Source organism: Klebsiella sp. 2680, from assembly GCF_900198535.1.
In the GTDB taxonomy this organism is placed as follows: domain Bacteria; phylum Pseudomonadota; class Gammaproteobacteria; order Enterobacterales; family Enterobacteriaceae; genus Klebsiella; species Klebsiella indica.
In genome coordinates, this window is the sequence record NZ_FZNJ01000003.1 from 173980 (window position 1) to 194459 (window position 20480).

General features: G+C 51.1%; 18 protein-coding genes. 7 read left to right on the top strand and 11 right to left on the bottom strand.

What is annotated here, in order from left to right; all coding sequences use genetic code 11:
• Positions 1-7: 7 nt before the first annotated feature.
• Entirely contained in the window at positions 8-1261 is a 1254-nt protein-coding gene (locus FN037_RS14065; protein ID WP_138359805.1) for an enolase C-terminal domain-like protein, read from the bottom strand.
• Positions 1262-1604: 343 nt separating this feature from the next.
• Between FN037_RS14065 and FN037_RS14070 the strand changes: the two genes are divergently transcribed.
• The 4 genes from FN037_RS14070 (at position 1605) to FN037_RS14085 (ending at position 5692) form a co-directional block, all read left to right on the top strand.
• Positions 1605-2372, top strand: a complete 768-nt coding sequence (locus FN037_RS14070; RefSeq protein WP_138359806.1) for an SDR family oxidoreductase — start codon at positions 1605-1607, stop codon at positions 2370-2372.
• 92 nt (positions 2373-2464) lie between these two features.
• Positions 2465-3829 (top strand): MFS transporter, encoded by a 1365-nt coding sequence (locus tag FN037_RS14075; protein ID WP_142502511.1) that lies wholly within the window; start codon positions 2465-2467, stop codon positions 3827-3829.
• Between the two features lie 10 nt (positions 3830-3839).
• Complete coding sequence (gene idnD, locus FN037_RS14080) at positions 3840-4889, top strand: L-idonate 5-dehydrogenase (protein ID WP_138359808.1); 1050 nt, start codon at positions 3840-3842, stop codon at positions 4887-4889.
• A gap of 89 nt (positions 4890-4978) precedes the next feature.
• Complete coding sequence (locus FN037_RS14085) at positions 4979-5692, top strand: FadR/GntR family transcriptional regulator (RefSeq protein ID WP_138359809.1); 714 nt, start codon at positions 4979-4981, stop codon at positions 5690-5692.
• Between the two features lie 65 nt (positions 5693-5757).
• Here FN037_RS14085 and fucO read toward each other — a convergent pair whose 3' ends face one another.
• Together fucO and FN037_RS14095 are read right to left on the bottom strand one after the other, a co-directional pair.
• Positions 5758-6909, bottom strand: a complete 1152-nt coding sequence (fucO, locus tag FN037_RS14090; RefSeq protein ID WP_138359810.1) for a lactaldehyde reductase — start codon at positions 6907-6909, stop codon at positions 5758-5760.
• 776 nt (positions 6910-7685) lie between these two features.
• A complete protein-coding gene (locus FN037_RS14095; RefSeq protein WP_138359811.1) occupies positions 7686-8006 on the bottom strand; it encodes a FaeA/PapI family transcriptional regulator in 321 nt (106 codons plus the stop codon).
• A 173-nt stretch (positions 8007-8179) separates the two neighbouring features.
• On the opposite strand from FN037_RS14095, the gene FN037_RS14100 reads away from it, so the two are divergent.
• From FN037_RS14100 to FN037_RS14110, 3 genes are all read left to right on the top strand, one after another.
• Positions 8180-8929 carry a transcriptional regulator gene (locus FN037_RS14100; protein WP_138359812.1) on the top strand — a complete coding sequence of 250 codons (750 nt, stop codon included), beginning with the start codon at positions 8180-8182 and terminating at the stop codon, positions 8927-8929.
• Entirely contained in the window at positions 8922-9392 is a 471-nt protein-coding gene (locus FN037_RS14105) for a hypothetical protein (protein ID WP_138359813.1), read from the top strand. The genes FN037_RS14100 and FN037_RS14105 overlap by 8 nt, the downstream gene beginning before the upstream one ends.
• A gap of 198 nt (positions 9393-9590) precedes the next feature.
• Entirely contained in the window at positions 9591-10790 is a 1200-nt protein-coding gene (locus FN037_RS14110) for an HD domain-containing protein (RefSeq protein ID WP_138359814.1), read from the top strand.
• Positions 10791-10821: 31 nt separating this feature from the next.
• Here the strand turns inward: FN037_RS14110 and FN037_RS14115 are convergent, their stop codons facing one another.
• From FN037_RS14115 to FN037_RS14150, 8 genes are read right to left on the bottom strand one after another with little or no spacing between them, the layout of a single operon-like run.
• The gene (locus FN037_RS14115; RefSeq protein ID WP_138359815.1) at positions 10822-11559 is read right to left on the bottom strand and encodes an SDR family NAD(P)-dependent oxidoreductase; all 738 of its coding nucleotides are present in this window, start codon (positions 11557-11559) and stop codon (positions 10822-10824) included.
• Between the two features lies 1 nt (position 11560).
• On the bottom strand, positions 11561-11812 hold the full coding sequence (locus FN037_RS14120; protein WP_138359816.1) for an acyl carrier protein: 252 nt from the start codon (positions 11810-11812) through the stop codon (positions 11561-11563).
• Positions 11813-11828: 16 nt separating this feature from the next.
• A complete protein-coding gene (locus FN037_RS14125; protein WP_142502512.1) occupies positions 11829-12635 on the bottom strand; it encodes a MaoC family dehydratase in 807 nt (268 codons plus the stop codon).
• Positions 12632-13885 carry a beta-ketoacyl synthase gene (locus FN037_RS14130; RefSeq protein WP_138359818.1) on the bottom strand — a complete coding sequence of 418 codons (1254 nt, stop codon included), beginning with the start codon at positions 13883-13885 and terminating at the stop codon, positions 12632-12634. The genes FN037_RS14125 and FN037_RS14130 overlap by 4 nt, the downstream gene beginning before the upstream one ends.
• On the bottom strand, positions 13872-15269 hold the full coding sequence (locus FN037_RS14135) for a TolC family protein (RefSeq protein ID WP_142502513.1): 1398 nt from the start codon (positions 15267-15269) through the stop codon (positions 13872-13874). Before FN037_RS14135 ends, FN037_RS14130 begins: the two co-directional genes overlap by 14 nt.
• Positions 15266-17209 carry an ABC transporter permease gene (locus FN037_RS14140; RefSeq protein WP_142502514.1) on the bottom strand — a complete coding sequence of 648 codons (1944 nt, stop codon included), beginning with the start codon at positions 17207-17209 and terminating at the stop codon, positions 15266-15268. Before FN037_RS14140 ends, FN037_RS14135 begins: the two co-directional genes overlap by 4 nt.
• The gene (locus tag FN037_RS14145) at positions 17209-18369 is read right to left on the bottom strand and encodes an efflux RND transporter periplasmic adaptor subunit (RefSeq protein WP_142502515.1); all 1161 of its coding nucleotides are present in this window, start codon (positions 18367-18369) and stop codon (positions 17209-17211) included. The genes FN037_RS14140 and FN037_RS14145 overlap by 1 nt, the downstream gene beginning before the upstream one ends.
• On the bottom strand, positions 18366-20477 hold the full coding sequence (locus FN037_RS14150; RefSeq protein ID WP_142502516.1) for a peptidase domain-containing ABC transporter: 2112 nt from the start codon (positions 20475-20477) through the stop codon (positions 18366-18368). The genes FN037_RS14145 and FN037_RS14150 overlap by 4 nt, the downstream gene beginning before the upstream one ends.
• Between the last annotated feature and the right edge of the window lie 3 nt (positions 20478-20480).

Below are 20480 nucleotides of genomic sequence, written 5' to 3' on the forward strand. Positions count from 1 at the left end.
GCGCAGCTTACGGTCTTGACGCGGTCCCATCCGGCGTCCGCGCCATCGTCCATGACGGGATCCCGCCTTCACAGGGATACTTCGCCGCTTTAGCTTCATCTATATCGATTCCCAGGCCCGGCTTATCGTTCACATAAGCGTACCCTAGCTCTATCTCAGGACATCCCGGGAAGACATCACGTAAAGCATCATTCATCGGCGTGTACTCCTGAATGCCGAAGTTTGGCGAGCTCAGATCAAGGTGCATATTTGCGCTGACACCGACCGGCGAGATGTCGCCAGGTCCGTGCCACGCAGTACGCACGCCGTTCAACTCACTGTATACCGCCAGTTTCTTCGCGGGTGTAATGCCGCCGATGGTGCTGACGTGACAACGGATGTAATCGATCAGCTTATTGTCGATTAACGGCTTCCACTCATTCACATTCACAAACAGCTCCCCCATGGAAATCGGCGTGGAAGATTGTTGACGAAGCATTTTGAGCCAGTCGATATTTTCCGGTGCTACCGGGTCTTCAAGGTAAAAAAGTTGATATTGTTCAAGCGTTTTCGCCAGATTAATCGCGGTAACCGGGGTCACTCGCTCATGTACGTCATGTATGAATTCAATACCAAAGCCCAGCTTATTGCGAAGATGGTCAAACAGACGCGGAACACTTTTCGCGTAGGCGTCCGGGTCAAAATAAATACCCGGCGTTTTACTCCGTGGAGAGCGTTTGGGCTGAATATTTTTCGCCCGAGCCAACTGAGTTGCAATCAGCTTTAAATCATCTGTCCCTGCACCGCCATACATCCCCATCTGACAGCGTACATACTGATAACCTTCCTCCATTCGGGCGCGGATATTGTCCTCAACTTCCACCTCATCACCACCATCGGTATGGCAATACAACGGGATACCGTCTCGGCATTTGCCGCCCAACAACTCATAAACCGGCATCCCCGCCAACTTACCTTTAATATCCCACAGAGCCATATCAACGCCGGATAGCGCATTATTCATAATCGGCCCATTACGCCAGTAACCGCTGACCGCACCTGACTGCCAGATATCTTCAATACGCATCGGATCTTTGCCAACGAGAAAAGGCGACATGTACTCATCGATGGCGTTTTTCACCGCGAAGATACGCTGGGTAAATGTCGCACAGCCCAGGCCATACAGCCCTGGTTCGTTGGTTTCGATTTTTACAACGGCCAGATCAATGCCACCGGGCGCCGTCAGAATCGTTTTCACATTGGTGATTTTCAGGTTACTCACTTTAACTCCTTAGTTCCGCGAATTAACTACATGCCATGCAACAAGTCATAATGAAATGGCAACGCCAAATTTGTAGGTTGTCCTACAACTTGACATTGTTATATCACGCCTGAAAAGTAAGCGTTTCCTCAATGCCCTATTCTGTGACCTCGATCATATCATTGATACGACAATCTAAAAAAAATACTTTAATAACAATAATATAATTATAAACATCATATGAGAATGCCTTGCATTTGTGATCATGATTGCAAATTTATTTTTAGGATGTTGCTTTTATCATTCAAAAAAACAATCTTAAATAAGACAGTCATCATACAAATAAAGCCAATGAGGAAATGAAATGAGCGCATTATTCGATTTAACGGGGAAAACAGCGCTGGTCACCGGATCGGCACGTGGGCTGGGATTTGCCTATGCGGAAGGGCTCGCCGCTGAGGGCGCAACAGTAATTCTGAACGACATTCGCGATACGCTGCTGACAGAGTCTGTAGAAAAACTGGCAAGTAAAGGGTATCGCGCACACGGCATGGCGTTTGATGTGACAAATGAAGACGCCATTGAAAAAGCCTTTGCAGAGCTTGATGCGCAGAATATCCACGTCGATATTTTGATAAACAATGCCGGTATTCAGTATCGTAAACCGATGGTGGAACTTGAGCTGGAAAACTGGCAAAAGGTGATTGATACCAACCTGACCAGCGCTTTCCTCGTTTCTCGTGCCGCTGCGAAACGGATGATTGCTCGCAATTCCGGAGGGAAAATCATCAATATTGGTTCGCTGACCAGCCAGGCAGCCCGACCGACTGTCGCCCCCTATACAGCGGCGAAAGGCGGCATCAAAATGCTCACCTGCTCCATGGCAGCCGAATGGGCGCAATTTAATATCCAGACTAACGCCATTGGCCCAGGCTATATTCTGACAGATATGAATACCGCGCTTATAGAAGATCAACAGTTCGATAGTTGGGTGAAAAATAGCAACCCATCACAGCGCTGGGGTCACCCAAGTGAATTAATTGGCACCGCTGTTTTTCTGTCATCAAAAGCCTCTGATTATATAAACGGGCAGATTATTTACGTCGATGGTGGCTGGCTGGCGGTGCTGTAATTCGGCAAAGAACTTAACATTTTTGCCTTTAAAATTCCCGGCAAGTTTTTGCATTAAATGTAAAAACCTGCCGACATAACACAGGTATTATTATGAAGGCTTCAAGATCACGACTCTTTATTCTCACATTGTTGTTTATTGTAACGGCAATTAATTATATGGATCGCGCCAATCTTGCAGTTGCCGGCACGAATATCCAGAATGATTTTACGCTAACGCCAACACAGCTCGGTTTACTTTTTTCTATGTTCACCTGGGCTTATGCCGCCAGCCAAATCCCCATCGGCTACGTTCTTGACCGAATTGGCTCGCGTATTCTTTATGGCGGTGCAATTATATTATGGAGTATATTTACTTTCATGATGGGATTTTCCTCTCATCATTTATTCACTACCACTACTGCTTCATTCGCTATGCTATTAGTGTGCCGCGCATTAATTGGCGTCGCCGAAGCACCATCATTTCCTTCTAATACAAAAATTATTGCTACCTGGTTTCCGGATCATGAACGCGCACGAGCCACGGCCATTTACTCCAGCGCACAATATATCGGTCTGGCGCTACTAACTCCGGCACTGTCATTTATTGTAGCTAATTATGGTTGGGAAATGTCATTCTATTTATCCGGTGGCGTGGGAATATTGTTTGGCATATACTGGTTAATATACTACCGGGATCCGCAACACAGTACTTCGGCTAATCAAGCAGAGCTCGATTATATCAAGGCTGGTGGTGGTTATGGTTCCGTAAACCAATCTTCCGTCAATACCAAAATAAGCTGGCAGGATATTAAATTCTTTCTCACTAAAAAGACCGTCTGGGGGCTTTTTATTACCCAATTCGCCTGTTCCTCAACGCTCTATTTCTTTCTCACCTGGTTTATTGTCTATCTGGAAAAAGGGCTACATCTTTCTATTTCCAAAGCAGGCATTGGTGCCATGCTCCCCTATATTATGGCAATGCTTGGCGTGTTATGCGGCGGGACACTCAGTGATATGCTATTGAAAAAAGGAAAATCCAGAACATTAGCACGTAAATTACCAGTAATGGCTGGCCTGTGCGTCACCATGATTATTGTCATGGTGAACTTTTTTGAAGATCAACCGATCGTTGCTATTGTTATTCTCTCAATCGCTTTTTTCGCCAATGCTTTTTCAAATTTAGGCTGGGTAGTCTGGAGCGATGTCATACCACGTAATTTTCTCGGCACTATGGGGGGAATCCTGAATATATGTGGAAATTTATCTGGTATCGTTAGCCCAATAGTTATCGGCGTTATTCTCGATCGTACGCATAACTTTCATTATGCCATGTGGTATATCGCAGCGGTCGCCGGACTCGGACTGCTGGCTTATATTTTCCTGGTAGGAAAAATCGAAGTTATTTTGCCTGATAACAAGAAGGCAAATAGTAGCAATGACAGCGTAATGCATCCAGCCGCCCCCACAAATAAATAATGAGGAAATCATGAACACTGAGAAAATAACCTGTAATGCATGCCTGGCGCATGCAGAAAAAGATGTTCGTTTTGAATCGCGTGACATTGAATACAGTAATGATGACGTCGTGGTTAAAGTAGCCTGCGGTGGGATCTGTGGCTCTGATATCCATTATTATCAGCATGGTCGCGCTGGCATGTCGATTCTGAAACATCCGATGGTTATCGGACATGAATTTGTCGGCATAGTCGAAAAAATCCCGGCAGGCAGTGAATTAAAGGTTGGTCAGACTGTAGCCATAAACCCCTCCAGCCCGTGTAATCAATGCGAGATGTGCCTTTCAGGCAAGCAAAATATGTGTGGCGCAATGCGCTTTATGGGAAGTGCGCAATTTAACCCTCACGTTAATGGCGGCTTCTCAGAATATGTGGTGGTTAAACCGGAACAATGCATTCCTTATGCTAGTCAGGTTCCGGCAAATGTGATGGCCTTTTCCGAACCTTTAGCCGTCGCCATACACGCGGTAAAAATGGCGGGACAGCTCACCGGGAAACGTGTGTTGGTCATCGGCGCGGGACCTATCGGTTGTCTGATTTTAGCCGCGGCAAAATGTGCTGGTGCTTCTGAACTGGTCGCCTCCGATTTAAGTCCACGGTGTTTGGATCTGGCACGACAGATGGGGGCTACGGCAGTTATGGATCCACGCGACGAAAAACGCGTGACGCATTATCAGCAAAATAGAGGTTACTTTGATGTAGTCTTTGAAGCATCAGGCGCACCAGCAGCTATCACCTCAACGGTGGCGTTCACTCGACCTACTGGAAAGATCGTTCAGGTTGGTATGGGCGCAAATCCGGAGAGTTGGCCAGTTTCAGCAATGTTGGTCAAAGAGATTAATTGGATTGGTTCTTTCCGATTCATCGACGAATTTACGACTGCGGTGAGGTGGCTGGAAGACGGGCGCATTAATCCACGCCCATTAATCAGCGCTGAGTTCTCTCCAGAAAAAATTGAAGAGGCATTGATTACCGCCACAGACAAAAATATTTCTGCTAAGGTCCTCATTCGCTTTGAATAATAGTGACAAGCGCCCGCTCGGGCGCTTTGTTCTTAAAAATGAATTGTTATACAATGCTGTTATTCTCAGCACTTTAATGGACAGCGATTTTGAGCATAAAATCCATTCAAAAACAGAATGTTGTCAGTGAAATTTATGATCAGATAAGCGCAAAACTGCTGGATGGTAGCTGGCCGCCGGGTAGCCGCCTCCCCTCTGAAGCTGAGCTTACCACTTCCTTTAACGTCAGCCGGGTCAGTGTGCGCAGCGCAGTTCAACGTTTTCGCGATCTCGGTATTATCGTCACCCGCCAGGGAAGCGGTAGTTACGTTAGCGATCACTTCACACCGCAAATGCTGAGCAACGATCCTCGCCCTATCATGCATCTTAGCCGAGAAGAGTTTCACGACATGATGATCTTCCGTCAGACCGTGGAATTCAAATGCGTAGAACTGGCCGTCACTCACGCTACTGATGAAGATATTCTCCAGCTTGAACAAGCGCTCAACAATATGCTCATCAACAAAGGCGACTATAAAAAATATTCTGAAGCGGATTACGCTTTCCATCTGGCGATTGTCAAAGCCTCGCACAATAGCGTCTTTTATAACGTAATGAATTCTATCAAAGATATTTATTACTATTATCTTGAAGAACTTAACCGCGCACTGGGCATTACCCTTGAAAGCGTTGAAGCCCATATCAAGGTCTATATGTCGATTAAGAATCGCGATGCCAGCACAGCGGTAAAAGTCCTCAATGAAGCGATGTCGGAAAACGTGACTGCCATTGACAAGATTAAGTCTGAAACGAGCGGTAATTGATGGATGGTTATAGCGAAATCACACCGTAGCCGGTAGCATTACCGGCTACGGTTGAGATGGTTAGCTTAAAAAATTGCCCGATACAGCGCCTTAATCTCTTCCAGACTGGTATCACGCGGGTTACCGCCGGTACATACGTCCGCCAGCGCTGCGGCAGCCAGGGCGTCAATATCGTCCTCTTTCATTCCGACATCGCGCAGACGCGCAGGGATATTCACGTCGCGATTAAGCGCGGCCACCGCGTCAACCGCCGCCTTACGCGCTTCAGCGATCGGTAAGGTCGCCGCCTGTTTATTCCCCAGCGCAACGGCAATATCGCGATATTTCTCACCGGTAAATTCGGCATTGTAGGCCATAATATGCGGTAACAGCACCGCATTCGCGACGCCATGCGGCGTACCGTAGAACGCGCCCAGCGGATGCGCCATGCCATGAACCAGACCAAGCCCGACATTCGAGAAGCCCATCCCGGCAATATATTGCCCCAGCGCCATCCCTTCGGCTCCCTGCGCCTCGCCCCGTACCGAAGCGCGAAGCGAACGGCCAATGACTTCGATAGCCTTCAGGTGCAGCATGTCAGTTAGTTCCCACGCACCTTTAGTGATGTATCCTTCAATCGCGTGAGTCAGCGCATCAACACCGGTCGCGGCTTTCAGGCTGGCGGGCATGCTGGCCATCATCTCAGCATCGATAATCGCCACAACCGGGATATCATGTGGATCATAACAAACAAATTTACGGCGATTCTGAACATCGGTAATGACGTAGTTAATGGTCACTTCCGCCGCCGTACCGGCAGTCGTTGGGATGGCAATCATTGGCACGGCGGCATTTTTCGTGTCTGCACCACCTTCCAGACTGCGAACATCGGCAAATTCGGGATTATTAATGATAATCCCGACCGCTTTACAGGTATCCTGCGGCGAACCGCCACCAATGGCAATCAGATAGTCGGCCCCCGATTGCTTAAAGGCCTCAACGCCCTGCTGCACCACCTCAATCGTCGGATTGGGGATCACTTTATCAAAGATACTATAGGCCAGTCCGGCTCCGTCAAGAATGTCGAATACTTTTGTCGCAACCTTAAAACGAATCAGATCCTCGTCAGTGACCACCAGCGCTTTTTTGAATCCCCGTTTTTTCACTTCATCGACAATGCAGCTAATGGAGCCTGCGCCAAAATAAGAGGTTTCGTTTAAAATCATTCTGTAAGCCATCTTGTACTCCCTCCAGTACACATGTTTAATCACCATAATATTTAGACTTACAGTAACGTGAATGACACGGTAGTTTTATTATTTAATATCAAACAACCCCTCAATCCTCCCGCACTCAAGCTCAGTTAATTCTCATTCACCTTATATTACGGGAAGTTTTTCCAGTATATTGGACATCACTCTCTGCCGTGGTCACAGCGGTCCTGAGTCACAGCTCAGCATATAATCCAACGGGAAGTATTTCTCTCACGCAGTGTTTAATTTGAGCCAGATCACACTGTTATCCCGTGCAGTGAAAGGGATCGCATTTTTACACATAAAACCGGGCTGTAGAGCAGAACGGATCAGACAGAATGAAAGATAGCGTATAGATACCCGTACGCTTTCAGGATGACGTGCGCTACGCACAATAATCAGGCCAGTCCCTGGCCGTCCAATGAACCGTCGTCAGATGCACTCGATGCTGAGCAAAACTCATTGCTACATAACAATAACATGTCACAAACAACCGCCGCATTTTATCAACAGAGTCGGCGTCTACCGGCGCCATCACGAACGCTTTTTATAAGAATTATCTGTTATTATTGATAAATACTTATCAAAATAAGAATTGCCAAAGTAAAAAACGATCTCTTTAAGAGGTGAGACGCACTATTACTAAGAACATTCTCAGTATCTCGCGAGATTTAGCCCCTCAGGCATAATTAATAAATGTAAAAATCAGCTAAATTCCCTCTGTTGATTGCAAACATCCAGGCCTCTTGTTAGTATGGCTTTCAATCAATATATTTATTATAAAAATACCATTTATGATGTTTTTTTATTTTTATTCTAACGACCTGACCATACTTCTCTAGTGGCAATAGCAAATGTCTGACTTTATATATTGACATTTCACATATGTCAGCTAATTCACGAGTAAGTAATCCTTCAGGAGAATGTTCTTTTAGTATGTAAAGAATATGCTCTTGCTCTGGTACGTTCACCCCGGAGAGTTTATTGATACCCATAGCGGTCATCAATACCCTTAAACTCTCAACAGCACGACCAGACCTATGCTGTAAGCCAGGGTTACATAATGAGGTTGCAATCTTCATGCATCAGCTCCTTCTGTCAATTCCAACGAATGACAGTATGGATTGACCACACAAAAACGACAACATTAGCTTAAAAATTCACTTTAAACAGAATATTTATCTAAAAATTACTTTTTTTTATGATAAAAACCCTGATATAAAGAGTGGATTTTTAATTCCGTATGGAGATAAAAATGCGGTTCGATATAGAGGGATTTATTACTTTCGATACAGAGGAAGCTTCTCTGGTCAACTTGTTAACGGGTGATTGTATTGAACTTTCAGCGACATCGACTCGTCTTCTGGCCACCCTGTTGCGGCAGCAGGGAGATATCATTTCACGTATTGATATTTTTCAGGCGGTATTTGAAAAATACGGTGCCAGGCCGTCAAACAGTAATCTTAATCAATACATCTCAACGCTTCGTCGCAGCCTCTCGGACCTTGGCATTGAGAAAAATGTGATTATTACGATACCGCGAATTGGTTTTAAGATTTCTGATGAAATCATTGTCACGACCGACTGCGATTACCACTCATCATTCACCCTTCCGGACATTCCTCCGGAACTCTCCAGAAAAAGACTTATCTGGCGACACCGCAAGACATTATTTTTCGCCCTGATATTATCCGTAAGTATTTTTTTTATCACTTACTCATTTTTCTATAAAAAACAAACCAGCAATCAAACCTTCTATCAGGATAAGTGTAGCATCCACTCTGTCGACGCGCTATCCACAACAGAGTTTCTTGATAATCCTCAAAATGAAAAAATGCTCCCCTCGGAAATTGACTGTTCGACACCTAAGGAGATTTATTTTTTCAAACGAAAAATCAATGATGACCATGGATTAGGACGTTACATGAACATATTTATCCTTGAATGCGATCTTAAACACCAGCAATGCCACAGTTACTATTATAAGGAAATAAAAAATGCGTAAATATCTATTAGCGACTGGCGTTGGCCTGATCATAGCAGTTTCGCTGTTATTTTATTTTTGTCTCAATAACCGCAGTGTATTATCCTGCGAATCGAAGTATGATGTTACTCAGCAAATAAATGAAGATACTTTCCGCGCCGAGGGACTCCTCTCCGCTGAGTTCTCACCGGATGGTCTTTTTATCAATTTTGAAGGATTGATCACCAGTAACGATGAAAAATATATTGTCTCGCGCAGTATTTCTCTCTCATTGAAAAAATATAAAAACAGCCGCACGCTTTTCCACGCGCCGGAAATTAGGATAATTCGTCATAATAATGATAACACGCCAGAAAGCATTGCTCAAAAAATCATCTTTAGTGACCAAAACAATGACAGAATAATCTATATCAATCATATTAATGATGATACTATATTATTCGGTAATCCGGCGTTCCCTCAATATGGCTGCAAGCGTAAATAGTCCATCATTGATTGCGACTTAGAGCCTATCCCACCAGGCGTTATTGGCGCAGACAGTTTGAACACGGCCAGCGCGGAAGAACCGGAGCGTACACGTAGTACGTGAGGATTCTGAGCACTGCCCAGGTTCAAAATGACAAGCAAAATAGACCTAATGGGATAGGCTCTTATCTCATCCGTTTAATATTACAGCGATATCATGACCATACATTTACTCCCGACCTTAGCCAGCATTGCCAATACTATTGATATGATCAATCCGAAACTGAACCTGCATCATATCAGAACCGCGTTTATCGCATCGCATCTGGCCAGTCGGGTTGATCTGTCACCCGCTTTACAGCGCAAAACTGTTCTTGCCGCGCTGGTCCATGATATCGGCGGATTAAATGAAAAATCCCGTCTGGAACCACTGAATTACATTGATGATGAGCGTAACAACCATGCGCTCATCGGGAGCGAATTACTCAGTCGGATTCCGCTTTTTCGTCCACTGAACAAGATAGTTCGCTACCACCATACCCACTGGCGTAACGGTCTGGGGCATTACATAGAAGGGGAACTGGTTCCCGAAGAGAGCCATCTGTTGTTTTTCGCCGATCGACTTGATGTCCTTTACAGTCAACACCGCGCGACCCATATCGCTTTTTTAGGTAAAAAACTCCTTGAAATCGTTAATGCCGGTGCGCACATCCTCTATAAAGAAGAATATATACAAGCATTCAGGACACTCTCGGAAAATAAACATTTCTGGACAGTCATGGCCTCCTCTGACTATCGGGATTACATCAAAGAAATACCCGGAATTCATAACGACACGATCTCACTACATAACCTACGCGATATCGCCAAACTGCTCTCTTTTATCATCGATCAATTCGCTGAGCAAACGCCATGCTATTCCGCAGCCGTGGGACGTATTGCCGGTTATCTGGCGACAAAAATGGGAATGAGCGCAGCGCAAACGCTAAAAGTCGAAATTGGTGGGTTATTGCATAATATTTCTTGTCTCGACCATAGCCCGCCACTGCAACGTTTATCTACTGCGAAGAAAAGTAAACAACCGCTCTATCTTATTGAGGGCATTGACGATATTTCAGAATGGATGATTATGCAAAATAGCCTTAACCCCTATCAATTAAGCAATCCTTGCCTTGAACCCGAAGCGGCGCTGATCGCAATCGGGCGCCAGATAGTTCAAGTCTTCACCAGCACACGAACGGGGGAAAAATCGCTGGCTCAGATCATCAACCATCATCGCGGAGATAAAATGCATCAATTTATTATGTCCCTGGTCGCACAATATTCCTCGCAGATTATGCAGATTTATCAGACGACAGATAAAGAGATAGCAGGGTTAGTGGAACGCATTTCACAACTTACTGACGCCGACAGATAGCAGGCCAGCCTGGTACCTACGGCGATAGTATTCAGGCACACAGCCCGCCGTCCAGCACCAGGGTTTGCCCGGTCATATATTGACTCCCCTCGCCAATTAAAAACGCCACGGCCTGAAGCACATCCTCCGTTTCTCCAAGCCTGCGCAACGGTATGGACTGGCGTAACTCTTTTAATTTTTGAGCGGGTATCTCCTCCAACATTTCCGTGCGAATCAGGCCCGGCGCCAGGCAGTTCACCCGGATGCCAAAGCGCGCCACCTCCAACGCCAGCGAACGGGCCATGCCGCTCATCGCCGCTTTACTTGCGGCGTACGCCGTCTGCCCCACGTTGCCCTTTAGCGCGCTGACCGATGACATCAGCACAAGGGAGCCGCGCCGCTGTACCATCATTGCCGGAAGCAGAGTTCGATTCCAGTTAATCATTGAAATAACGTTGGTTTCCAGCACATCACGCCACTGCGCGGCATGCTGATGAATATGCAGTCCATCACGAGCGATCCCCGCGTTGTGGATGATCGCCTCGGGAGCGCCCCACTCGGCCACCAAATCATGCGCCAGACACTCCACGCCTGCTTCATCGTTGCCGTCGCAGGCGTAGCCTTGCACCCAATGGGAGGAATTTTTGTTCTGCTCCTGAGCTGTAATAGCGTGAATAGCGGCTTCGTTGCGCCCGGTGAACACCACGTTCCAGTGTTGCGCTAACCCTGTGACCAGCGCCCGGCCAATACCGCGACTCCCCCCCGTTACCAGTATCCATTTTTGCGCCATATCAGTTGTCCGATCCTTTGCTGATATGCTGACAGAGTTCACCGATAGTCATCCCAGGGTTATGGATAAACCAGTCTGCCTCCAGGGTAATGTTGAATTCACGTTTTGCCAGTACCATCAGCTCAACATAGTCCAGACTATCCAGCTTCAGCCGAACGAGGGGCGTGTTCTCATCCACCTCATCAGGCTCGAGATCTTTGGCATCGCAAAGCATTTCGCAGACTTTTTGCAGAACCTCATCATACGGAATCATAAATTATCCTTATTTATCAATTAATAACTGGACCAACTTTTAGCGTAAGCACATTCGTCATCATCAGGTCATCCCACTGTGCCGCCGCGGCAATACGCACCACTGCTCCCTTGTCCACCTGGCCGACCACCAGCGAGGGCAGCAGCCAGAGCGACAGAGATTCGGGCCAAATCGGCCCCCCTGTGTTCATAAGACGGGTATCGAACACCACTTCCTGATGGGTTTGCAGCACCGGATAATGGGTAAAGATTTGCTGCAACGAGGTTTCCCCCTGACCGAGCAGAACGGCAATGTTCTCCTGGCGCAGCAACGCTTCATCGCAAATCAACTGGCGGAAGAGCAACGCGTCGAGAAACTGCCACTGCGCAAGATCGGGCCAGGCGCTGTTGAAATAAGATTGCAGGGCAAGTAGCGTCCGGGGGGCAAGCGTGCTGGGCTGCTTTCCCGCCAGCGATTCCGGCTCAGCGGCAAAGCTGAGCTGGCATGACAAACAGGCCTCGCCGCGCTGTGGATCGTTGACTGTCGCGGCGGATAAAATGTGCTTTCTCGCCGCTCCTGGCATTAACAACCAGTCGGTATCGCACCATAGCGGCCTGCGCAAACGAACCCGGCATTTCAGATAACGTCCGGCATCAGACATCAGATAGGGCAACCGCGCCTGGACATCGCGTTTCACGTCCAGCAGCGCGCGCATCCCGTGAACGCTCAGCTGACTGCCGCCCATTGCGCGCGCAGCCTCAAGATCGAAGTGGATTGGATTATCATCCCCGGAAAAAGCCGCCCACTGCCGGGCGTCGGCAAGGGTGTAATGAAGCCGCTTCACGCATGTTTCTCCAGCACCAGCGCGGCATTTGCGCCACCGAAACCAAAGCTGAGATTCAGAGCCCGGCGAACCTCGCCCTGACGATGCCCTTCAGGGATATAGTCAAGATCGCATTGCGGATCGGGTTGGGTTAAATGCGCCGTCGCCGGCATGATCCCGGACGCCATCGCCTGCAGGCAGACGATCGTTTCAAAGCTTCCTGCTGCGGCGATCAGATGCCCTGAGTAGGCTTTAGTGCTGGAAACCGGGATCCGGTACGCATATTCACCCAGGGCCTTTTTCAGCGACTGCGTTTCGTTAATATCGTTAAGCGGCGTCGAAGTGCCATGAGCGTTGATATAGTCGAGATCGGCGGGCTGAAGATCCGCGCCGCGCAGCGCCCAGCGGATGGTCTGTTCGCGGGCCACGCAATCTTCCGCCGGGGAGGTAAAATCCACCGCATCGGAAAAATTAGCATAACCGGTGACTTCCGCGAGGATCGTCGCGCCGCGCGCAAGCGCACGCTCACGCTCTTCCAGGCACAGCACCGCTCCCCCCTCCGAAAGTACAAACCCGCTGCGTTGCAGGCTGAACGGGCAGCTGGCACGCTCCGGCGATTCCGTTTCCCGGCTCAGCGCGCCAAGCACATCAATATTCCAGATGGCGCAAACGCTGTTTAATGACTCCCCGGCACCGGCGAGCATCATGCTGGCGCGTCCAAAGCGAATCGCATCATAAGCCTCGCCGATAGCGATGGTGCCGGTGGCACAGGCGGCAACCGGCGTATTTTGATATCCGCGTAAGTTCCACAGTTGACTACAGGCGGCAGTGGTGACATTCGGCATCGAGAAAAAGCAGCTAAAGGGTGAAGAAACGCCTTTTTTCTCAAACTCCGGCACCGCCAGATAGCTTTCATCTAACCCGGCCCAACCGGAACCAATAATCGCGCCGCACATCAGCGGCTCATAAAACGCGGCGGGCTGTTCACCGGCAAAAGCCATCGCCATCGCTTCCCGCGCGGCGGCCAGCGCAAGGCGCGCGTGGCGCGGCAGACGCCGACGAATGACGGCGGGAACGCCCTTCAGACTCGGTTCGTTCGCCACCTGTCCAATAAAATGGGTATGAATACCGTGAGACGAAAGATCCACATAGCGGTAGCCGTATTGATAATCCATGATCGCCTGCCAGCTTTCGGCGGCGCTATCGCCCAGAGGAGTCACTGCGCCATAGCCGGTTATCACTACGCGATAGGGAGGGTTACTGTGACGCATGTCGGGATATCCTCTGTTGCGGGTTATTGCCTCCCTGCGCCAGCCAGAGCTGCAAAGTGGCATAAAGATAGTCGTACTGGTTTTGTGCGAGGCTGTTCTGCACATCAAGCAGCGTATCCTGGGCGTTCAGTAGCGTCTGGTAGTCCACCGCGCCCGCCCGATAGCGACTCGCGGTGAGCGTCAGACGCTGCTGACCCCATTGCAGCGATTGCAACAAACGATCGCGCTGCTCGTCGGCGTTAAGCCGTTTTTCCATGGCGTTATCCACTTCCGACAGCGCGGTATAGGCCGTCGTGCGGAAATTCACCGCCTCCTGCTGTACCTTGACGCTGGCCTGCGCCACGGTGAGCTGTACCGTATTCCACTGAATAAAGGGGGCGCCGACGCTGCCGCCGACAACCCGTAGCGGATCGCTAAACCACTGGCGAAAAATCTGGCTCCCGGCGCTGAGGGTTCCCTGTAGCGAAAGGGTGGGATAGAAGCTCAGCCGCGCGGCATCCGACCCCGCCAGCGCCGCGCGCAGACGGGACTCCGCCGCCTGCAGGTCGGGTCGGCTGGCGAGCGCCGCCAGCGGGGTTGCGGAATCAATGGCGATACGCTGGCGAACATCCAGCCCGGGGGCTTCATCGCTATGCTGGGCGGGTGGTCGGTTAAGCAGCAGCGCCAGCGCGTTGCGTGCCAGTGCCCGCTGCTGTTGCAGGGCAAGCCGTTCATTCTGGCGGCTAATGAGCGTCTGCCGGGCCTGCAGCACATCAAGCCGCCCGACCTTCCCTGCCCGCTGCCAGGACTCAATCTGCGCCAGCGTCTGTCTGGCAATGTCCAGGCTAACCGTCTGATACGCCATCTGTTGATTCAGCAGAGCGATATTCCAGTAAAGCTGCGCAGTGGTACCAATGGTTGACAGGATCGTCGCCCGGTAGTCCTGTTCGCTGGCAATCGTTTCCCACTCGCTTTGTTCGCGAACCCGCGCCAGCTTGCCCCAGAGATCCAGTTCATAGCTTAATGACAAGGAGGCGCTGTAACTCTCCTGCGAACGTCCGCTATTTAACGCTTTTGAATGCGTACCACTGCCGTTGAGCGTCGCCTCAGGGCTGATATTCGTCCCGGTGAGCCCGGCTGAAATACGCGCCTGTTTTAGCGTTAACGCGGCAGCGGCCAGATCGTTGTTACTTTCCAGCACCTGACCGATCACCCGCGACAGCCGCTCGTCGCCGAAACGATCCCACCAGCGTCCCGCGTTCTCCTGTGAAGACGTCATACTCAGCGCCTCCGTCCGCTGCCAGTGTGCAGGCACCGACAGCAGCGGACGCTGATAATCGCTGCGGGTCAGGTTCCCGCAGCCGGTGAGCAGGATTATCAACATCAATAAAAGAGAGGATCTCATTCGCGTGCCAACGCCTCCGTCGGATTAAGCCGCGCGGCTCTGCGCGCCGGGAAATACCCGAACGTCAGGCCAATCAGGGCGGAAAAACCACAGGCCATCGCCACCGGTCGCCAGGTGAAGACCATCGAAAACGCCTGCGTCAGCAGCGCAAACAGGTTACCGGCGACCCAGGAGCCTAACACCCCCGTCAGCCCGCCGAGCGCGCAAATCATCACCGCCTCAATCAAGAACTGATGCATGATGTCGGACGGACGGGCCCCCACCGACAGACGAATACCAATCTCATGGATTCGCTCGGTAACCGACACCAGCATGATATTCATGACCCCGACGCCGCCGACCAACAGCGAAATCGCGGCAATCGCGGTGATCAGCAGCGACATCGAGTCAGAGGTTTTTTGCAGCGTCCTGGCAAGCTGTTCGTCAGTCTGGACAAAGAAATCTTTTTTACCGTGTTCGCGAATAAGATGCCTTTCCGCACGCCGCGCGGCCTCCTGCGGCGATAGCGTCTCCGGAAAGCGCAGCGTGAGCGCCTCCAGCGGCTTATCGCCGGAAATCCGCTGCAGAAGCGAGGTGTAGGGGATCCACGCCGACATAAATCCACTGACCACCTTCGGCCCCGGTTTGCTGGCGATACCGATCACCCGCCACGGCGCGCCGGCGATTTGCACAATTTTCCCCAACGGATCTTCATTGCCCGGAAACAGCGTCTCTTTGCTGGTTTCATCCAGTACCAGCACCGGCTCCCGATCATTGACATCGCGGTGAGTAAAACCGTTGCCATGAATAAAACGGATCCCCTGCAATGAGAAATAGTCGGCGGAAACCCCGGAGAGAATAATTGAGGAGTCAAATCCCTGACGCACCGCGGTCGTCATGCTGGAGACAACGGGCGACACGCCGAGCACCCAGGGCTGCTGGCTGAAGCTGGCGATATCTTCCAGCGACAGCGCCCGTTCCATGTCCGGGCGTTTGCTGCCCCAACCGGTGCCGGGACGGATTTCAAGAGTGGTGTTACCCAGCTTGCCTATCTCGTCCATGATGGTCCGCCGGGCGCCTTCGCCTACCGCCATGGAGGAGACCACCGATGAGATACCGATGATAATGCCAAGCATCGACAGGAAGGCGCGCATTCGATGGCCCAGCAACGCGCGCCACGCCATCCGTACCGACTCCGCCACGCTGCGAGAAAGAGAAGCCCGGCCGTTATCCTGTACCGCAGGCAGCAATTGAATGTCATCATTATCACGCGCGGAATAGCGATTATCGGCGACGATCTGTCCATCGCTGATCTCGACGATCCGCTGCGCCTGCTGCGCCACTTCGCGGTCATGGGTGACGATAATCACCGTGTGCCCGTCGGCGTTGAGCTGGTGCAGAACATCCATCAGCGCCCGGCCGCTGACGCTATCCAGCGCCCCGGTAGGTTCATCGGCGAGAATAATCTGCGCGCCGTTGATCAGCGCCCGACAGACGCTGACCCGCTGCTGCTGCCCGCCGGAAAGCTGCGCCGGTTTATGCTGTAAACGCGCATCAATCCCCAATTTTTCCGCCAGTAGCGCGATTCGCGCCTGGCGTTCAGCGGCGGGCATCGCGGTATAGAGTGCGGGGATAGCGATATTCTCTTCCGCCGTCAGATAAGGCATCAGGTGATAGCGCTGAAAAATAAAGCCCAGCCAGCGGCTGCGCAACTCCGCCAGCACCGCGCTATTGGCCTGATGAGCGGCGATCCCATTAATATAAACCTCGCCGCTGCTGGGCTTATCCAGGCAGCCGATAATGTTCATCAGCGTTGATTTACCCGAACCGGAAGCTCCCATGATCGCCACCATTTCGCCGGGCATAATGGTCAGCGAGACCGATTTCAGCACCGGGATCGTCTGCGTCCCGGCGGCAAAATGACGGGTAACGTTGTGCAGGACAATTAACGGATTCGTCATCAGCCAGGCCCCGCGTCCTGCGGGATCACCACCCGTTCGCCGGGCCGCAATCCTTCAAGCACCTGCGCATACTGGCGATCGTTAATCCCGATACGCACGGTTCGCTCCTCGCTGCCGTTCTCCTTTTCCACCCTCACCAGGTAGCGCTCATCACCGAGAGCACGCCCCAGCGCGGCGACCGGCACCCGCAGTACATCTTTCACCTGGGCGATACGGATAAACACCTGGGCGGTCATTGAGGTTTTCAGCAATCGCTGACGGTTATCCACCTCAAAGGTGCCGTTATAGTAAATCGCGCTGCTTTGCTGATTACTGACAAAAGCAGCGCTATTTTGTTCTTCCAGCGCCTCCTGCGGGGCGGGCTGGACATAGCCAAGCTGCCCCTCATAGCGCGTCTGCGGATCGGCAATCACATAAAACCACAGTGGCTGTCCCGGATGGATTTTCTGGATATCCGCTTCAGAAATACGCGTTTGTACCTGCATTTTATCAAGGTCGGCGAGCACCAGAATGGTCGGTGCGATTTGAGAGGAAACAATGGTTTGCCCCTCACGGGTAACAATCCCCAGCACTTCACCATCCATAGGGGCGAGAATGCGGGTGTAGCCGAGGTTAGCTTTGGCGGTCTGTACGCTCATTTCCGCCTGCACAATCTGCGCCTCATTGACCGCAACCTGCTGAACCTGGGCGGCATACTGCGCCTGCGCCTGTTCGAGATCGCTGTTTACCCCGGATCCCTCGCGATTCATGGCCTGTTCCCGCGCCAGCGCTTTGCGGTACTGCTCCAGCATGGCCTCCGAGGCGAGTTTTTGCGCCCTGGCGCTGGCCAGTTGCGCGGTAGCGTTGCGTAACTCCGAAAGCTGCAGCGTCGGGTCGATTTCAGCCAATAGCTGCCCCTTTTTCACCCGTTCGCCCTGACGTACATACAGCTTGCGTAGCTGACCGCTAACCTGAGCGCCGACGCGCACCTGGACCGCAGGTTTGATAATGCCGCTTGCCAGCACCACCTTTTCGATATCCCCGCGATCGAGCGCGACGCTATAGAGTGACTCGCCCTGCCGCGGAAACGAACGCGGGTATAAAACCGCAACGATAATGATCGCCATCGCGGTCAGCGCAAGCAGTAACGTTTTACGGCGACGTAAAAATCCTCGCATCATCGGCCTGGTGCTCCCTGCCCGATATCCCGCAATTCGCCGTCATGCAGACAATAAACTCGCGTGAAATGATGTAAAATCGGCGTGCTGTGGGTCACCACAATCAGCGTTTTTCCCTGTTCACGACAGTGCTGGCACAACGCTGCGATCACCGTCTCGGCGGTTGCATCATCAAGATTGGCGGTCGGCTCATCAAACAGCAAAATAGGCCGTGTGCTGTAGAGCGCCCTTGCCAGCATCAGCCGCTGACGCTGGCCTAAAGAGAGCGCGGAATGGCTTTCGCGGATCAGCGCCTCCATGCCTCCCGGCAACGCCTGAACCACCGGTCCCAGCGCCATTTTCGTCAGTAACGCTTCCACTCGCCCGCGATCGCTGTCGCTATACCATGGGTCAAATAAAGTGATGTTTTGCAGCACAGAGGCATTAAACAGAATATCTTCCTGACTCTGTAACCACACTTGCAAGGCCAGCTGCTGCGCACTCGCCTCATCGTTGTTCAACAAAATTCGTCCATGTTGCGCGGAAAACAGTCCGGCCATCAGGCGCAGCAAGGTGCTCTTTCCTGCGCCTGAGTCGCCAACGATCGCCACCTGATCCCCCGGTTCCAGAATCAGATCAACGGCGTTCAGCACCGTTCTCCGCGGATCGTAGTGAAAGCTCACCTGCTCGAACGCCAGCCGCGGCGCCTCATCCACGCAGAGCGGTGAAAATACCGGCGATGCAGCATCGCGTTTTGTAAACAAGCTTCGGGCACGGGTGTCAATGACATGCAGCTGTGATTTGCGGATCACGGCATAGAACAGCCGCGTGACGTAGGAGGTAAAAATCTGCCGTAAGAAGCTGTAGGCGAAGAAGTCGCCCAGCGAGATCTGTTTAGCCTGTACCAACGGCAGCACCACCAGCATAAAAACCACCATCTCAAGGCTTCCGGTCAGTTGATACAGCCCCTCTTTGACTTGCTGATACACTTTCTGCCGCTGAAGACAACGAAAAAGGTCATAAGAAAAGCGGGCAAACTGTGCTTTGCGCTGCGTTTCCAGTCCGGCGGTTTTGATGGTTAACACTCCTTGCAACGTTTCCATCAAAAAGTCATTCAGCGTCGCGCTTTTGAGCTGTAGCTGCTGGGTGTACCAGCGGTCGCGGAATATCGCCCAGACGCTAATCAGCCCCATCACCACGATGCCAACAGCAGAAATTAGCGCCAGCACCGGTGAGATCCAGAACATAATGCCGATCGCGATGACGCAAATAATCCAGTCCGAGCGCAGTCCGTTATCCAGCTCGATTTTTTGCAGCATCCCTCCCTGCCAGGCAATAAAGCGACTAAAAATATCCCCCGGCGCGCGTTTTTCAAAAAAACGCAGCGGGTTATTCAGCAATCTGGAAAAACCGATGTCGCTATTGAGCAATACAAAACGGCGAATGAAACGTTCGCTAATCACCCTGACGCCTAACGCCAACAATGTGGAAACGACAAAGGCGAGGATGAACCACAGGTAAGGAAATTGTGCGTTCCCGACGTCAGAAAAAGCCTGATTAATTGCGTGGCTGACCATCGTCGGCATTAAAAACAGCGTCAGCGAGACCAGAAACGTTAATAGCATCAGCGTGTAAATTCCCGGTACCGCCGCCGTCTCCTTCAGGCTCATCGCCCCTGGCATCGCTTGCTGAACATCAGCGATAGCCGATGGGGACATAACGCCTGCGGAAGGAGACTCTTCGAGGATCAGCGCATAGCCGCTGATCTCTTTTTTTAACGCCGAGAATGGCAACCACTGTTGGCCAATCGCCGGGTTCATCACGCAGACGTAATCGCCTTTGTGCCACGCCAGCAGGACATAGTGGCTGGCGCCATAGTGCAAAATGGACGGGAACGGCAGCGCATGAATTTCATCATGATCGAACAGGACCGGAACGGTAGCGATCCCGAGCTGTTGCAGAATAGCAGATAAATCGCTCAACGATGTCCCGTGATCGGATGCCGGGAATATTTCCCGCAATGCCGGGAGCGAGCACGGAATATTTTGCGTTTGCGCCAGCATGGCAATACAGGAGAGGCCGCACTCATTGCTCTCTTCCTGAAAAACCATATCCGGGATAATTGTTTTCATTAT

What these genes read in the sequence shown, in the direction of transcription:
- FN037_RS14070 (WP_138359806.1), top strand. Translation starts at nt 1,605, where the DNA reads ATGAGCGCATTATTCGATTTAACGGGGAAAACAGCGCTGGTCACCGGA.
- FN037_RS14075 (WP_142502511.1), top strand. Translation starts at nt 2,465, where the DNA reads ATGAAGGCTTCAAGATCACGACTCTTTATTCTCACATTGTTGTTTATT.
- idnD (WP_138359808.1), top strand. Translation starts at nt 3,840, where the DNA reads ATGAACACTGAGAAAATAACCTGTAATGCATGCCTGGCGCATGCAGAA.
- fucO (WP_138359810.1), bottom strand. Translation starts at nt 6,909, where the DNA reads ATGGCTTACAGAATGATTTTAAACGAAACCTCTTATTTTGGCGCAGGC.
- FN037_RS14095 (WP_138359811.1), bottom strand. Translation starts at nt 8,006, where the DNA reads ATGAAGATTGCAACCTCATTATGTAACCCTGGCTTACAGCATAGGTCT.
- FN037_RS14100 (WP_138359812.1), top strand. Translation starts at nt 8,180, where the DNA reads ATGCGGTTCGATATAGAGGGATTTATTACTTTCGATACAGAGGAAGCT.
- FN037_RS14105 (WP_138359813.1), top strand. Translation starts at nt 8,922, where the DNA reads ATGCGTAAATATCTATTAGCGACTGGCGTTGGCCTGATCATAGCAGTT.
- FN037_RS14110 (WP_138359814.1), top strand. Translation starts at nt 9,591, where the DNA reads ATGACCATACATTTACTCCCGACCTTAGCCAGCATTGCCAATACTATT.
- FN037_RS14115 (WP_138359815.1), bottom strand. Translation starts at nt 11,559, where the DNA reads ATGGCGCAAAAATGGATACTGGTAACGGGGGGGAGTCGCGGTATTGGC.
- FN037_RS14120 (WP_138359816.1), bottom strand. Translation starts at nt 11,812, where the DNA reads ATGATTCCGTATGATGAGGTTCTGCAAAAAGTCTGCGAAATGCTTTGC.
- FN037_RS14130 (WP_138359818.1), bottom strand. Translation starts at nt 13,885, where the DNA reads ATGCGTCACAGTAACCCTCCCTATCGCGTAGTGATAACCGGCTATGGC.
- FN037_RS14135 (WP_142502513.1), bottom strand. Translation starts at nt 15,269, where the DNA reads ATGAGATCCTCTCTTTTATTGATGTTGATAATCCTGCTCACCGGCTGC.
- FN037_RS14140 (WP_142502514.1), bottom strand. Translation starts at nt 17,209, where the DNA reads ATGACGAATCCGTTAATTGTCCTGCACAACGTTACCCGTCATTTTGCC.
- FN037_RS14145 (WP_142502515.1), bottom strand. Translation starts at nt 18,369, where the DNA reads ATGATGCGAGGATTTTTACGTCGCCGTAAAACGTTACTGCTTGCGCTG.
- FN037_RS14150 (WP_142502516.1), bottom strand. Translation starts at nt 20,477, where the DNA reads ATGAAAACAATTATCCCGGATATGGTTTTTCAGGAAGAGAGCAATGAG.